Here is a 14,414-nt window from a genome sequence, read left to right as displayed (position 1 = left end):
GACAGTAACGACCTGTACCGGCGGGCCGTCGGGCTAGACGTTGCCGAAGCCGCCGCCGACGACCTGGGAGACCACCTTGGCGAGCTCGGCCGGGGTCCGGTCGGTGCCGTCGACAACGAGCATCCGGGCGCAGGACTCGGTCATCGAGGCGAGCATCTCGGCGAGCACCGGCAGGTTCGCATCCGGCTCGGTGACCCCCGGCAACGATTGCACAAGGGTCAGCCGCAAACCCTCCACCAGGAAGGCACGAGCGGCCCGGACCCGGTCGGCCACGGCGGGCGCCGCGCCGTACTGGGCGCCGAAGACGATCCGCCAGGACTGCGGCGACTTGGCCGCCGTCTCCAGGAACGCGGTCAGGCCCTCGAGCACGTGTTCCTCCGGCGTACCGACGCTCGGGTCGGCCGGCAATGCGGCCATGATCGAGAGCACCAGGTGCTGCTCCTCGCGGGCCAGCAGGGCGAGCAGCAGTTCGTCGCGGTTGGCGAAGGAGTCGTAAACGACCGGCTTGGTGACACCGGCGGCGTCGGCCACCGACTGCATCGTCGTACCGGCGTAGCCGCGCTCGGAGAAGACCTCGAGGGCGGCGTCCAGGATCAGCGGGCGCCTGCGTTCCGGACCCAGGTGCGCTGCGCGGCGGCGAGGTTCCGCAACCGGGTCTTCAGGGCTGACCACTTGACAAAGCTATCAGAGCGTAGGAAATTCCTACGGTCTGGTAGGAACTGCCGTGGGAGGTCTTGGATGGCCGAACGTGGCAGCGCGCGGTGGCTGGAGTCGGACGACTTCACCGCCCTCGACCTGGCCGAACTCGGCCGGCTGGTCGACCGGACCTCGGAGCGAGAACTCCGGCATCGGCTCATCGGGGGTGTGCGAGAGGTCGCGTTGCGCGAGATCTTTCGCCGGATGCCGGAGTACCTCCGCCCCGCCCGGGCGGGGCGGATTCGACGCGGTCGTCGCCTGGCCCGGACCGACCCGGCCACACTGCTCAAGATTGTCACCGGCAACGAGGATCCCGTGCTCGCGGTACTCAAGCAGCGCCTCTCGGTCCGGGGCGACCTGGCGCTGGCCGCCCGCCTCACCAAGCTGTTCGTCGTCGGCCCGACCGCCACCTGCTGACCGGCCCCGGTACGCCGGGTGTGGCAATCGTCATCCGGCTGTGCCCGCCAAGTCGGTGCCGGGGAAGTTAGAGTGCCCGCTTATGGGAGAGACCGTGAATATCCACACCACCGCCGGGAAGATCGCGGACCTGGAGCACCGGCTGGACGAGGCCGTGCACGCCGGGTCCGAGCGCGCGGTGGAGAAGCAGCATGCCCGGGGCAAGAAAACCGCCCGGGAGCGGATCGCGATGCTGCTGGACGAGGGCTCCTTCTCCGAGCTGGACGAGTTCGCCCGGCACCGCTCGAGCGCGTTCGGCCTGGACGCCAACCGCCCGTACGGCGACGGCGTGGTGACCGGGTTCGGCACCATCGACGGCCGCCAGGTGTGCGTGTTCGCGCAGGACTTCACCGTCTTCGGCGGCAGCCTTGGCGAGGTGTTCGGCGAGAAGATCGTCAAGGTGATGGACCTGGCGATGAAGATCGGCTGCCCGCTGATCGGCATCAACGACTCCGGCGGCGCCCGGATCCAGGAAGGTGTCGTCAGCCTCGGCCTGTACGGCGAGATCTTCCGCCGCAACGTCCGCGCCTCCGGCGTGATCCCGCAGATCTCCCTGATCATGGGCCCCTGCGCGGGCGGTGCCGTGTACTCCCCCGCGGTCACCGACTTCACCGTGATGGTGGACGAGTCGTCGTACATGTTCATCACCGGCCCGGACGTGATCAAGACCGTCACCGGCGAGGACGTCACCCAGGAAGAGCTCGGCGGCGCCCGGACGCACAACACCAAGTCCGGCAACGCGCACTACCTGGGCAGCGACGAGGAAGACGCGATCGACTGGGTGAAGGCGCTGGTCTCGCACCTGCCGCAGAACAACCTCGAAGATCCGCCCGCCTTCGACGAACCGGCTGACCTGGAGCCGACCGAGACCGATCTGGCGCTCGACACGCTGATCCCGGACTCCCCGAACCAGCCCTACGACATGCACACCGTCATCGAGGCGGTCGTCGACGACGCCGAGTTCCTCGAGGTCCAGGCGCTGTTCGCGCCGAACCTGATCGTCGGGTTCGGCCGGGTCGAGGGCCGCCCGGTCGGCGTGGTCGCGAACCAGCCGATGCAGTTCGCCGGCACCCTCGACATCGACGCCTCCGAGAAGGCGGCCCGGTTCGTCCGAACCTGCGACGCGTTCAACGTGCCGATCCTGACCTTCGTCGACGTGCCGGGCTTCCTGCCGGGCACCGACCAGGAGTGGAACGGCATCATCCGCCGCGGCGCCAAACTGATCTACGCCTACGCCGAGGCGACCGTCCCGATGATCACCGTGATCACCCGCAAGGCCTACGGCGGCGCCTACGACGTGATGGGGTCGAAGCACCTCGGCGCCGACATGAACATCGCCTGGCCGACCGCGCAGATCGCCGTCATGGGCGCCCAGGGTGCGGTCAACATCCTGCACCGCCGCGAACTCGCCGCCGCAACGGAAGCCGGTGACGACACCGAGGCCACCCGCCAGCAGTTGATCACCGAGTACGAGGACACCCTGGCCAATCCCTACATCGCGGCCGAACGCGGCTACATCGACTCCGTGATCAAGCCCAGCGAGACCCGCTCCGAGATCATCCGCGCCCTTCGCCTGCTCCGGACCAAGCGCGACACCCTCCCGCCCAAGAAGCACGGCAACATCCCACTGTGAGCACTCACCACCCGACGGGAGGAACCCGATGACCGACTCGACCGAGACCTCAGGCAGCCAGCCACTGATCCAGGTCGTCAAGGGCAACCCGACCCCCGAGGAACTGGCCGCCCTGGTGGCCGTCATCTCCGCCCGAGCCGCCGCTGCCCCCGCGCCCACGCGGATGCCGGACCACGCGAGCGACTGGGCGTCGTACTGGCGCAACGTACGCCGCCCGCTCCAACACGGCCCAGGTCGTTGGCGGGCCAGCGCTCATCCGTGACACTGGCCGTATGGCCAAGTACGAGGTCAACAAGGCGGCAGTGGAGTACGCGCGGGGTTTGATCGAGGCCCGGCAGTACGTGCTGGACAGCGACTGGGGCGAGGTGCAGCCCGATGCCGAGGCGCAGAATGCGTTCCTGGACAAGCACGGGTGGGAGCAGTACGCGCTGTGGCACCTGGGGTTGACCGTCGGGCCCAACGACGAGACGAAGGCGCGGCACGCCTTTGTTTACGGGGATTTCCGGCGGGTGCACCGGACCGGACTGATCGCCTGCGTGTACCGCGCGGCCGAGTGGCGGCACAAGGACGTCGAGCTGGCCGCGCATGACCTGCTGCAGCAGCTTGACGCCAAGTCCGGCCTGGAGCCGTCCTCGGACTAGCCCACTGGCTAGCTCACGCTGGCCGGCGACGCCTTGTAGGTGTTGCAGCTGGCGGGATTACCGGTCACGAACGAGCGGCCCATGAAGCGCTTCTGGCTGGCCGGGCTGCCGTGGGTGCCTTTGCCCGGATCATCTCCGGCCGTGACGACCCACTTGTTCCATGCCCTGAGCAACGCTCCGTTGATCGGGTAGCTGCGCTTGTTCGCGGCCAGGAAGACCCCGGCGAAGCAGTTCGCCTGCAGTTCCGTACGCCGTGACAGCAGCAGCTCGGCGGCATAGCCGTTCGACTCGTACGACAGCCGCGTCTCCGCCTGCAGGATGCCGGTCAGGTTCTGCACGTGATGCCCGTACTCGTGGGCGATCGAGCGGGTGTACCACATTCGCGCGTAGGCCTTGGAGTCCGCGTCGGGGTACTGGTTGTACGACTTCACGAACACGTCGACCTTCATGTACATCATCTGGTTCGTCGGGCAGTAGAACGGCACGGAGACCGCGCCACCGCCGCAGGGCGTGCTCACGCTGGTGCCCGCCCAGTACGACATCGCCGGCGCCTTGAACCGGTACCCCGCCTTGGCCACCGGCGCCGCCCAGGCCCGGTCGAGGCAGGGCTTGATCCGTGCCCAGTAGGCCGCCGCGTTCCTGGCGTTGTTCGGCCGGACGCCGGCCTCCTTGCAGTTGACCGTGCGCTGGACGCCGGTCCTGTACAGCTTGTTGTTCGCGACGATCGACAGGGGCGACGGAGGTGGCGTGGCCGGCTTCGTCGTGGTCGTCGTCGGCTTCGGCTCGCTCGGCTCGCCGGTGGGCTGCGACGTGGGCTCCGAAGACGTCGGCCCGTTCGTCGGCACGTTGTAGGTGGGCTGCGTGTAGGGGGTGTCGTTCGCGTTCTTCCGGATCACGCCGAACATCCACAGCCCGACGACGGCCAGCACGCAGACGCTCAGGATGGCGATCAGCGGGCCCTTGGAGCGCTTCTTCCGCGGCAGCTGCGGCTGCCAGCCCGGCCGGAACCCTCCCGGACCCCCAGGCCCGGACGGCGGCGCGAACTGCGGCCCCCAGCCGAATCCCTGCCCCTGCTGGGGCGCCACCGACGGCAGCCCGTAGTGGTACTGCGGCCGCCGGTACTGCGGCTGCTGCGGCGACTGGTACGGCGGCACCGGCTGCTGCGGGGGCTGGTACTGCGACGGCCCCGGGTAGGGCGGCTGATTGGGCGGATACGGCCCGCTCGGCTGCTGACCGTATGGCGGCTGCGACAACCCGGTGACCTTTCACTGACCCTGGCGAACCGACCTCCAGGGACGAACTGACCTGCTGGCAAGAGCGACACAGTACCGGCCCTGTGGATCAGCCGCGCGGTAGTCTCGGCCACGTGACGGACGCGACCACACCGAACAGCCCGATCGACCAGGTCTCCGACCGGTTCCTCGAGGACTACATCGAGCTCCAGCCGACCGCGGCCACCTTCATGGGGATCCAGGGCCACGACCACCGGCTGCCGGACTACTCGCCGGCCGGCTTCGAGGCGCTGGTCGAGCTGAACCGGCGGACCATCGCCGAGGCGACCGCGATCCAGCCGGGCAGCCCGCGCGAGGAGGTCGCCAAGGACGCCCTGCTGGAGCGGCTCGGCCTGGAGCTGGAGAGGTACGAGGCCGGCGTCCCGCAGCACCAACTGAACGCGCTCACCTCCGTGCCGGCCGAGGTCCGTCAGGTGTTCGACCTGATGCCGACCGCGACCGACGGCGACTGGGAGACCATCGCGATCCGCCTGAACCAGGTCGGTACGACGCTGGACGGGTTCCGCGAATCCCTCGTCCAGCAGGCCGCGGCGGGACGCGTCTCCGCGGTACGGCAGGTGAACGATCTGGCCTCGCGCATCGCGAGCTGGACCGGCGCCGACGGCGACGACTTCTTCGCCGGCCTCGCTGCCCAGGCTCCGGACAGCGCGGTGAAGTCCGAGGTCGAGGCCGCGGCGGCCGCCGCGCGCAAGGCGTACGACCAGTTCGGCCAGTGGCTGATCACCGACGTCGCCCCGCAGGCCCCGAGCCGGGACGCCTGTGGCCGCGAGGTGTACGAGCTGGCTTCGCGGGACTTCCTCGGCGCGGCCGTCGACCTCGACGAGACCTACGCGTGGGGCTGGGAGGAGCTCGCCCGGATCGAGGGCGAGATGGAGAACATCGCCGCGTCCCTCAACGGTGGTGACCGCAGCATCGAGGCGGTCGCCGAGCTGCTGGACAACGACCCGGCCCGCAAGATCCACGGCAAGGAGGCGTTCCGCGACTGGATGCAGCAGCTCGCCGACGCCGCGGTCGAGGAGCTGGCCGGCACCCACTTCGACATCCCCGACGAGATCAAGCGGATCGAGTGCATGATCGCGCCGACCTCCGACGGCTCGATCTACTACACCGGCCCGAGCGAGGACCTGACCACCCGGCCAGGCCGGATGTGGTGGGCCGTGCCGACCGGCGTCGAGGACTTCGCCACCTGGCGTGAGGTCACCACCGTGTACCACGAGGGTGTGCCCGGGCATCACCTCCAGGTCGCGCAGACGATGCTCCGCACCGACCTGCTGAACCGCTGGCAGCGGATGGGCTGCTGGGTCTCCGGCCACGGCGAGGGCTGGGCCCTGTACGCCGAACGGCTGATGGAGGACCTCGGGTATCTCGAGGAGCCCGGCGCGCGCCTCGGCATGCTCGACGCGCAGGCGTTCCGCTCGGCCCGGGTGATCGTCGACATCGGCATGCACCTGGAGCTGGAGATCCCGCGCGACAACCCGTTCGGCTTCCACCCGGGCGAGACGTGGAACGCGGAGTTGGGCTTCGAGTTCCTCCGCGCGCACTGCCGGATGGAGACGGAGTTCCTGAAGGCGGAGCTGAACCGGTACCTCGGCTGGCCCGGGCAGGCGCCGTCGTACAAGGTGGGCGAGCGGATCTGGCTGCAGGCGCGCGAGGAGGCCAAGCAGCGCAAGGGCTCCGCGTTCGACCTGCGCGCCTTCCACCGGGACGCGCTCAACCTGGGCTCGATCGGTCTGGACCCACTCCGCCGCGCCCTCGCCAAGCTGTGAGCCGGCCAAGGTTCGTCCTCGCCTCCGCCTCCCCGGCGCGGCTCAAGACGCTGCGCAACGCCGGGGTCGAGCCCGAGGTGATCGTCTCGGGCGTCGACGAGGACAACGTCACTGCCGAGAGCCCGGGTGAGCTCGCTCGCGCCCTCGCGACGCTCAAGGCTCGCGCGGTCGTCTCCACGCTGAACGACCACGCGACCGTGCTCGGCTGCGACTCAGTGCTGGAGATCGACGGTGTCGCCTATGGCAAGCCCGGTACGCCGGAGGTGGCGCGGGAGCGGCTCCGGAACATGCGGGGCCGCTCGGGGATCCTGCACACCGGGCACTGCCTGTTCGACACCACGAGTCGGCAGGAGATCCGCGAGCTCGCCTCCACCACGGTGTACTTCGCCGACCTCACCGACGACGAGATCGACGCGTACGTGGAAACCGGCGAACCCCTCGTCGTGGCCGGCGCCTTCACCGTCGATGGCCTCGGTGGCCCTTTCGTGACAGGGATCGAAGGCGACTATCACAACGTCGTCGGTATCTCCCTGCCGCTGGTTCGTCGGATGCTCGCCGAGGTCGGCATCCCCTGGCCCGCCCTGTGGAAGATTCCCTCGACGTTCGAGTACGACGACGCCGAAGCAGCGCGGTACGACGAGTCGCGGGGTGGTCCGGAGCGGGCCCGAGCCGCGGCTGAGGCGGTCCACGAGCTGCTCCCCAAGGGCGGCCGGGTGCTCGAGCTCGCGGTCGGCACCGGCATCGTCGCGGCCGAACTAGTTGCCCTCGGCAATCTCGTGCACGGCGTCGACGTGTCCCCCGCGATGCTCCGGCACGCCCGGATCAGGCTCCCAGGCCACGTCGCCGCGGGTGACGCCAACCAACTGCCGCTCGCCGATCGCCGCTGCGACGCGGTGGTCGCCATCTGGCTCCTGCACCTGCTCGAGGACAGCGACCCGGTCCTCGCCGAGGTCGCCCGCATCCTGCGCCCCGACGGCGTCTTCATCACCACCACGGAGAAGTCCGAAGCCACCCGCTACGCCGGCGGCCGCGGCTCGGGCGACCAGCGCTCCCAGGACGCCCTGACCCTGCTGGTCGCCCGCGCCGCCGCCCACGGCCTCGTCCTCGACGGCGCCACCACCTTCACCGGCCACAACCAGGCCCGGGGCGGCGGCACCACCCCCCTCTACCCCTTGGTCAGATTCCGCCGCTCCGGCCGCTGAGCTGGATCGACTCCGGGGCAGCCTGACGCCAGGAGTCGAGGAGGATGTCGCGGAGTTCGGCGGCGTCCTCGAGGGCCGAGAGGCGGGCGCGGACCCAGCTGGAGCCGGCCTCGTGGGGTGGGACCCAGAACTTCTGGGGTTCGGCGGCGATCAGTTCGTCGCGTTCGAGGCGCGGGCAGCGGACCGCGAACGAGGTCTGGTCGTCCGGCACGGTGACGAACATCCGCCCGGCGACATCGAAGGTCGGGTGGTTCCAGCGCTGCTTCTCCTCGGTCTGCGGGAGAGACAACGCGATGCGGCGGACATCCTCGGCGTCGAGCACGGTCACTGCCTTTCGGAGAGCGGGTACTCCATGCTCCTACACCGGACGGCCATCCCATCACAACCGCGAGCGGCCCCTGCCGAGCACGCTCGGCAGGGGCCGTTCTTCGCCGCATTGATGGCCTGGGGGTCCGCCCCCCGATCAGCGACGCCGGCCCGGCAGTAGCAACGCGAGGACCGCGCCGACGGCGACGGCGGCTGCTCCGACCCAGACGGCCGGGACCAGGCCGTCGACGTACTGGTCCGGGCTGGCGTACGAGCCGGCGGAGGCGAAGACCGAGGCCAGCACGGCGACGCCCATCGCGACCCCGACCTCGCGGATCGTGTTGTTCGTCCCCGAGGCAACCCCGCGGTCCGCGTCGGAGAAGCTCGCCATCACGACACTGGCCGACGGCGCGAAGGTGAGGCCCATACCGACGCCCGCGAGCACGAACGGACCGACGTACGAGCTGTAGCCGACGTCGACGGTGGTGACGGCCGCGATCCAGGCGAGGGCGCCGGCGAGGAACACCTGACCGGTACCGATCAGCGCCCGCGCGCCGACCCGGTCCACGACCAGTCCGGCCAGCGGTGCGATCACCATCGGCGCCATCGTCCACGGCAGCGTCCGGATCCCCGACTGCAGCGGCGTGTAGCCCTGCACCACCTGGAAGAACTGCGCCAGCAGGAACACCGAACCGAAGACGCCGAGCGAGAAGGTGAACGCGATCGCGTTGGCGACGCTGAAGGCGCGCACCGAGAACAGCCGCAGCGGCAGCATCGGCGAGGGCGTGCGGTGCTCCCAGACCAGGAACGCGATCAGCAAGGCGCCGCCACCGATCAGCGCGGTCAGGATCCGCGCCGAGGACCAGCCGTCATCGGCGCCGTGCACGACACCCCACACGATCGACAGCACGCTCGCCGCGGACAGCACCAGGCCGATCGGGTCCAGCCGCTTGCTGCCACCGCGGGACTCGTTCAGGACGCGAGCGGCCAGCGGTACGGCGATCAGCCCGACCGGCACGTTCAGCCAGAAGATCCACTGCCAGTTGATGCCGTCGACCACCGCTCCACCGACCACCGGACCGACCGCGACGCCGAGCCCGGAGATCCCGCCCCAGATACCGATCGCCGCGCTCCGCTGCCGAGCCGGTACCGCGGCCGCCAGCAGGGTCAGCGACAAGGGCATCACGGCGGCGGCGCCGACGCCCTGGATCGCGCGGGCCCCGATCAGCATCCACGGCTCGGTGGCCAGCGCACAGGCGGCCGAGGCGAGCGTGAACAGCGTGATCCCGAGCAGGAAGATCCGCCGCCGGCCCAGCCGGTCGCCGATCGCGGAGGCGGTCAGCAGCAGTGCCGCGAAGGACAGCGTGTACGCGTTGATGAACCACTGCAGGTCAGTCAGCGAGGCGCCGATCTCGGTCTTGATCACCGGCAGCGCGTTGGTCACCACCAGGTTGTCCAGCGTGACCATGAACGTCGGAATGCCCACGACGGCCAGCACGGTCCCCAGTGAGCGGCGGGCGCCGGGCTCGCCGGCGGCCGGGTCAACCGGCGCCAGGTCGTCGGGCTCGAGGGCGGTCGATGTCATCGGAATCTCCTTGTTGTTATCGACTGATAACTACGTCTTCCACCAAAGTATGCATCGACTGATAACATGTCAAGGGACTTCACGAGAGGACAACCATGACGAGGACTCGTCTGACCGCCGCCGAGCGCAGCGAGGAGGTCCTGCAGGCGGCCGTGCAGGCCTTCGGCGCCTCCGGCTACGCCGGTACCAAGACCGACGAGATCGCCCGGCTGGCCGGGGTCTCCCAGCCGTACGTGATCAGGCTGTTCGGCACCAAGCAGCAACTGTTCCTGGCCACCACCAACCGGGTCTGCGACCGGATCGAGCAGGCGTTCCGCAACGCTGCCGCGCAGCAGGCCGATCTGCACAGCCTCGGCGAGGCCTACCAGGAACTCCTCGACGAGCGGGACCTGCTGGTCGTCCTCCTGCACGGGTTCGCCGCCAGTGCCGACCCGGCGATCGGCGAGACCGTCCGGAAGAGGTTCGGCAACATCGTGCGACTGGTGCGCGACGCGACCGGCGCCTCGCCCGAGGAGGTCCGCGAGTTCATGGCGACCGGCATGCTGCTCACCGTGATGGCCGCGATGCAGGTCACCGGCCCCGACCCGGTCCCCTGCGCCTGGGCGACCGACCTGCTCGCGACCCTGGGCCACGACCAGCCCGGATCCGACTAGTGCTCGCTGAGCGACTGCCCCGAGGCGAACCAGACCGCCGCCGTCGCACCGATCAGCGCGCCGACCGTCACCAGCAGCGACCCCGGTACGTCGGCGCCACGCACGAGCGCGGCGGCGATCGCCACCACCGGAGCGAGCAACGCCGCGATAGTTGCCGGCAGCACCCAACGCCGGAGCGCCCGCCGGCCGGCCCGACCGTACGACGGGAGCTGCCCGGCGAAGGCGGTCGCCAAATGCACCACCAGCAAGGCGATCGCGGTCACCACGAGCGCCCAGGTGAGGTCAGCGGGTGCCCTGATCACCCAGCCGCCGGCGACCACGGCCAGGAACACCAGCGCCGCCGCCGAGTCCGGCAGCACCACGGCCACCAGCAGCATCGCAGTACCGACGATGGGAACCAGAGGCATCTGGTCCCACGGCTGCAGGGCCGGCACCACCAGCGCGACCGCTCCGGTCACCGCGGTCGCCGCCCGGGCGATCCACGACGCCTGACTGGCGCTCCGGAGTTCGGCCAGCCACCGGGTGATCCTCTCCGCGAGGGTCATGAGCGGATCCTCGGGGCAGCGGACAACCTGGACGCGTCCCGCAGTACTTCGTCGAGGGTGCCCGCGCCACGCCAGCGGACGGTCGGTACGCCGAGGTCGCCGAGCCGGTCGAGTTCGCCGCGGCGCTCGAGCAGGCGGATCCGCCAGGCCAGCGGCCAGGTCTTCGCGTCGTGGTGTTCCAGGTCGATCATGTCTCCCACGTCGGGCGGCAGGGTGTCGACCGCGATCACCGTGCAGCCCGAGTGCACCAGCGTGACGATATAGCCGAGCATCGCCCGGCGCAGCAGCGGGCTGAGCACGATCACCAGGCTGTCGGCCCGGATCCGGTGCCGCCGGGCTAGCTGCGACTCGTCCTGCTGGCGGCTCTTGCGATCGGCGTGAACGAGAACGTCGAGGATCCTTCGCAGGTGCGCTCGCCCGCTGCCCGCCCGGACGCCGCGGACCGTTGTCCCGGTGTCGATCAGGCGGACGCGGTCGCCGTGCCGCAGGTAGTGCTCGGCGACCGACGCGGCCGCCCGGACCGCGGTGTCGAGGCTGCTCGACCGGCCGTCGATGCCTTCGCTGATACCGACCTCGCCACCCGTGTCCAGCAGGATGACGACCTCGGTGTCCCGGTCGGACCAGGTCGAGGTGACGTGCAGCTCGCGGGTCCGCGCGGACACGCTCCAGTTGATCCGGCGCAACCGGTCGCCGGTGCGGAACGGCCTGACCCCGGCGAGCTCCGTGCCCTCACCGGGTCGCCTCGACCGGTGGAGCCCCACCAGCCCGGCCGGACGCGGTACGGAATCGACGGCCTCGAAGCCCTCACGCAGCGGCAAGGTACTCACGGTAAGGGCACCTCCGGACGTCACCGGCACGCGGTACGCGCCGAGCACCGAGGTTGCGATGACGTGCGGATGCGGCAGTTGCCGCAGGCCCCAGCGTTCGGAGCGCAGGCCGACCTCCAGCGTGACGTGGCCGTCGGTGACCGGTTCGGCGATCGCGGCCTGCGGCGGGTCGTACCGGAACCACTGCGTGCGCGCGAGCGCCATCACGATCAGGTCGATGTCCGGGTCGAGCGTCCCCGAGACAGCCACCCGGTACGTCGTGGCCTGGCCTTCGAAGAGGACGTCGGTGTCGAGCTCGGTGTGGACCACGGGCTGCTCGGTCGGGCGGAAGTACCGTCCCCAGGCCGCGAGGAACGCCAGGGGCAGGCCGAACACGGCGGCATCCGGGCGACGCGCGAGCACGGCGATCAACAGCAGCACAGCGGCCAGGCTGACCGCCCGGACCTGCGTATGTGTCGGCCGCCAACTCACCGCCGCCTCCTCCCTGTCCGCCTGCTCACTGACGGGCGCCGACAACGGTCGGCGGAGCCGGGACCACACCGAGCACCGCCCGTACGACGGTCGCCCCGGTCACCTCGTGCAGCCACAACTCGGGCCGCACGGTGATCCGGTGCGCGAGCGCGGGGATCGCGACCGCCTTGACGTCCTCGGGTACGACGTAGTCCCGGCCCTGGATCACGGCGTACGAACGAGCCGTGAGGAGCAACGCCAGCGAACCGCGAGGGGACGCGCCGACGAGCACCTGGGAGTCCCGACGAGTCGCCGCCGCGAGCTCCACGCAGTACCGGCCGACCGTGTCGTCGACGGTCACGGTCTCAACGGCCTGCTGCGCGGCGAGCAGCCCGGCCGCATCGGTGACAGGCTCGACGAACTGGTCCTCCGAGCGGCGGATCATCCGGCGCTGGAGCACCTCCCACTCCTCGGCGGCGGTCGGGTAGCCGAAGCCGATCCGCAGCATGAAGCGGTCCAGCTGGGCCTCGGGCAACGGGTAGGTGCCCTCGTACTCCACCGGGTTCGCCGTCGCCAGCACGTGGAACGGCACCGGCAGCGGGAAGGTCTGGCCCTCGACCGTGACCTGGTGCTCCTGCATCGACTCCAGCAGCGCGGCCTGGGTCTTCGGCGGCGTCCGGTTGATCTCGTCCGCGAGCAGCAGCCCGGTGAAGATCGGGCCCGGCCGGAAGACGAACTCCGAGTCGCGCTGGTCGTAGACGAAGGCGCCGGTGACGTCCGACGGCAGCAGGTCCGGGGTGAACTGCACCCGGCGGAACTCCAGCCCGAGCGCCTGCGCGAACGACCGGGCGGCCAGCGTCTTGCCCAGTCCGGGGTAGTCCTCCAGCAGCACGTGGCCGCCGGCCAGGATGCCCGCGAGCACCAGCTCGAGGGCCTCGCCCTTGCCGACCACGGCCTGGCCGACGCGCTCGAGCACCTGCTTGCTCAGCGCCGACACCTCGGCGAGCCCCAGTTCCCGATCAGTCACGGTTCCTCACAGCTTCTCGATGGTCTGGACTGCCAACTCGATCTCCGCGAACGACGCGGTGCCGTCTTCGGTGCCGGTGATCAGGTTCCACAGCTGGTCGCCGGTCACCTCCCGGGCCCGCTCCGGCTCGAGCTCCGGGTCGATGCCGTGCCGGTGCACCAGCCGGTCCCGGGTGAGTTCCAGCAGCAACGGACGGATCCGGCGGACGAACGTCTGCGACCCCTCGCCGGCCCGGCGCTCCCGGGACGACTCCTGCACCCAGGTGGCCAGGAACTGGGTCCGGTTGTCGTTGCTCCGGCTGCGCAGCGCGGCCCACTTCTCGTCGTGCCGCGAGGGCCAGGACGTCTCCAGGAGCTGCGGGAAGATCAGCCGCAGCGCGACCGAGCCGAAGCCGAGCGCCAGAGCCATCGCGACGAACCACACCGGCCGCGGCTGGGTGCCGGCCAGGCTGAACGCGGCGACCAGCAGCAGACCACCGACCACGGAGATCAGCAGATGCTGGAGCAGGACCTTGTTCATTCTTCCCACCTGTTCGGCTTCGGCCGGGTGGTGGTTCCCGCGCCGGCCTTGTCCACATCCTCCGCCTCCCGCTGCTCCGCGCGGGCCTTCTGCGCAGCAGATCTCCTCGTGGCGGCCGCGACTGCGAGATCGTCCCGGAGCCGGAGCAGGGCGGCGCGTGCTTCCGCACGAGCTTCCTCGCTCGAGCCGTGCGTGGAGTACCGCGCCTCGCGGTACAGCTGGGCAAGCCGGAGCAGCTCGGGCTCGGAGATCCCGCCGACGCCGAGCACCCGGACGGTGAACTCGGCAGGCGTCTCGGACGGATCCCTGGCCACGCCTGCGGAGGCCGCCGCGTCCTCGAGAGCCACCCAGCACGCGATCACCGCGTCAGTCGCAGTACCGGAGTCGACCGCGGCCAGGCCCGACTCGACGGCTTCGGCCAGCCGCTCGGCCTTGATCCGCTCCCAGTCGGCGCCGTCCGGCTCGACCTCCGGCAGCTGCACCTTCCGGACCACTCGATAGAGCGCCCGGAGGAGGAACAACACGATGAGAGTGCCGAGCGCATAGGCGAGCGCCTGCCAGAGGGCCTTGAGCCACTCGGGCATCTCGACCGGCTTGACCTGCCGCATGCTCGGCGGGGCGATCGGTGTCGGCGCACTCACCGAATCCGTCGGCGCCTCGGTCGGCAGCGGCCGGGGTGACGAGGAGAGCGTGCTCTCGCTGGCCGGCCGCACCGAGCCGCCGGCCGAGGCCAGCACCACCAGCGCGACTGTGGCCACCCCGAGCATCAGCACAACAGCCGCGACGAGCGCACTACGACGGCTCGGCTGCATTCGG

Annotated in this window: 16 protein-coding genes; 7 read left to right on the top strand and 9 right to left on the bottom strand. The window is 70.4% G+C overall.

All coding sequences use genetic code 11. The features are described 5' to 3' along the window. Positions 1 to 33: 33 nt before the first annotated feature. Positions 34 to 672 (bottom strand): TetR/AcrR family transcriptional regulator, encoded by a 639-nt coding sequence (locus ACFPJ1_RS16405; RefSeq protein WP_380104669.1) that lies wholly within the window; start codon positions 670 to 672, stop codon positions 34 to 36. 66 nt (positions 673 to 738) lie between these two features. On the opposite strand from ACFPJ1_RS16405, the gene ACFPJ1_RS16400 reads away from it, so the two are divergent. From ACFPJ1_RS16400 to ACFPJ1_RS16385, 4 genes are all read left to right on the top strand, one after another. Next, a complete protein-coding gene (locus ACFPJ1_RS16400; RefSeq protein ID WP_380104667.1) occupies positions 739 to 1,113 on the top strand; it encodes an SCP2 sterol-binding domain-containing protein in 375 nt (124 codons plus the stop codon). A gap of 82 nt (positions 1,114 to 1,195) precedes the next feature. Continuing rightward, positions 1,196 to 2,785 (top strand): acyl-CoA carboxylase subunit beta, encoded by a 1,590-nt coding sequence (locus tag ACFPJ1_RS16395; RefSeq protein ID WP_380104666.1) that lies wholly within the window; start codon positions 1,196 to 1,198, stop codon positions 2,783 to 2,785. Between the two features lie 28 nt (positions 2,786 to 2,813). After that, entirely contained in the window at positions 2,814 to 3,047 is a 234-nt protein-coding gene (locus tag ACFPJ1_RS16390; RefSeq protein WP_380104664.1) for an acyl-CoA carboxylase subunit epsilon, read from the top strand. 10 nt (positions 3,048 to 3,057) lie between these two features. Beyond that, positions 3,058 to 3,426, top strand: coding sequence for a hypothetical protein (locus ACFPJ1_RS16385; RefSeq protein WP_380104663.1), 369 nt, complete (start codon positions 3,058 to 3,060; stop codon positions 3,424 to 3,426). Between the two features lie 8 nt (positions 3,427 to 3,434). On the opposite strand, the gene ACFPJ1_RS16380 is transcribed toward ACFPJ1_RS16385, so the two are convergent. Further along, positions 3,435 to 4,679 carry a neutral zinc metallopeptidase gene (locus ACFPJ1_RS16380; RefSeq protein ID WP_380104662.1) on the bottom strand — a complete coding sequence of 415 codons (1,245 nt, stop codon included), beginning with the start codon at positions 4,677 to 4,679 and terminating at the stop codon, positions 3,435 to 3,437. 113 nt (positions 4,680 to 4,792) lie between these two features. Between ACFPJ1_RS16380 and ACFPJ1_RS16375 the strand changes: the two genes are divergently transcribed. Continuing rightward, positions 4,793 to 6,484 carry a DUF885 domain-containing protein gene (locus ACFPJ1_RS16375; RefSeq protein ID WP_380104661.1) on the top strand — a complete coding sequence of 564 codons (1,692 nt, stop codon included), beginning with the start codon at positions 4,793 to 4,795 and terminating at the stop codon, positions 6,482 to 6,484. Beyond that, positions 6,481 to 7,686 (top strand): Maf family nucleotide pyrophosphatase, encoded by a 1,206-nt coding sequence (locus tag ACFPJ1_RS16370; RefSeq protein ID WP_380104660.1) that lies wholly within the window; start codon positions 6,481 to 6,483, stop codon positions 7,684 to 7,686. Before ACFPJ1_RS16375 ends, ACFPJ1_RS16370 begins: the two co-directional genes overlap by 4 nt. On the opposite strand, the gene ACFPJ1_RS16365 is transcribed toward ACFPJ1_RS16370, so the two are convergent. Beyond that, positions 7,661 to 8,008, bottom strand: coding sequence for an MmcQ/YjbR family DNA-binding protein (locus ACFPJ1_RS16365; RefSeq protein WP_380104659.1), 348 nt, complete (start codon positions 8,006 to 8,008; stop codon positions 7,661 to 7,663). The two genes, ACFPJ1_RS16370 and ACFPJ1_RS16365, sit on opposite strands and share 26 nt — an antisense overlap. A 141-nt stretch (positions 8,009 to 8,149) precedes the next feature. Further along, positions 8,150 to 9,577, bottom strand: coding sequence for an MFS transporter (locus ACFPJ1_RS16360; RefSeq protein WP_380104658.1), 1,428 nt, complete (start codon positions 9,575 to 9,577; stop codon positions 8,150 to 8,152). Between the two features lie 95 nt (positions 9,578 to 9,672). On the opposite strand from ACFPJ1_RS16360, the gene ACFPJ1_RS16355 reads away from it, so the two are divergent. Next, the gene (locus ACFPJ1_RS16355) at positions 9,673 to 10,230 is read left to right on the top strand and encodes a TetR/AcrR family transcriptional regulator (protein ID WP_380104655.1); all 558 of its coding nucleotides are present in this window, start codon (positions 9,673 to 9,675) and stop codon (positions 10,228 to 10,230) included. On the opposite strand, the gene ACFPJ1_RS16350 is transcribed toward ACFPJ1_RS16355, so the two are convergent. Genes ACFPJ1_RS16350 through ACFPJ1_RS16330 form a run of 5 tightly spaced genes read right to left on the bottom strand, consistent with a single transcriptional unit; the run spans position 10,227 to position 14,410 of the window. Then, positions 10,227 to 10,775, bottom strand: a complete 549-nt coding sequence (locus tag ACFPJ1_RS16350; protein ID WP_380104653.1) for a hypothetical protein — start codon at positions 10,773 to 10,775, stop codon at positions 10,227 to 10,229. The two genes, ACFPJ1_RS16355 and ACFPJ1_RS16350, sit on opposite strands and share 4 nt — an antisense overlap. Next, on the bottom strand, positions 10,772 to 12,073 hold the full coding sequence (locus tag ACFPJ1_RS16345; RefSeq protein WP_380104651.1) for a DUF58 domain-containing protein: 1,302 nt from the start codon (positions 12,071 to 12,073) through the stop codon (positions 10,772 to 10,774). The genes ACFPJ1_RS16350 and ACFPJ1_RS16345 overlap by 4 nt, the downstream gene beginning before the upstream one ends. A 25-nt stretch (positions 12,074 to 12,098) precedes the next feature. Further along, positions 12,099 to 13,079 (bottom strand): AAA family ATPase, encoded by a 981-nt coding sequence (locus tag ACFPJ1_RS16340; RefSeq protein WP_380104649.1) that lies wholly within the window; start codon positions 13,077 to 13,079, stop codon positions 12,099 to 12,101. A 6-nt stretch (positions 13,080 to 13,085) separates the two neighbouring features. Next, entirely contained in the window at positions 13,086 to 13,598 is a 513-nt protein-coding gene (locus tag ACFPJ1_RS16335) for a hypothetical protein (RefSeq protein WP_380104647.1), read from the bottom strand. Beyond that, the gene (locus ACFPJ1_RS16330; protein WP_380104646.1) at positions 13,595 to 14,410 is read right to left on the bottom strand and encodes a DUF4129 domain-containing protein; all 816 of its coding nucleotides are present in this window, start codon (positions 14,408 to 14,410) and stop codon (positions 13,595 to 13,597) included. Before ACFPJ1_RS16330 ends, ACFPJ1_RS16335 begins: the two co-directional genes overlap by 4 nt. Positions 14,411 to 14,414: the final 4 nt, after the last annotated feature.

This window comes from Kribbella qitaiheensis (assembly GCF_042657745.1).
In the GTDB taxonomy this organism is placed as follows: Bacteria; Actinomycetota; Actinomycetes; order Propionibacteriales; family Kribbellaceae; genus Kribbella; species Kribbella qitaiheensis.
The sequence above is the reverse complement of the archived record's forward strand: the minus strand, read 5'-3'. Positions and strand labels throughout refer to the sequence as shown.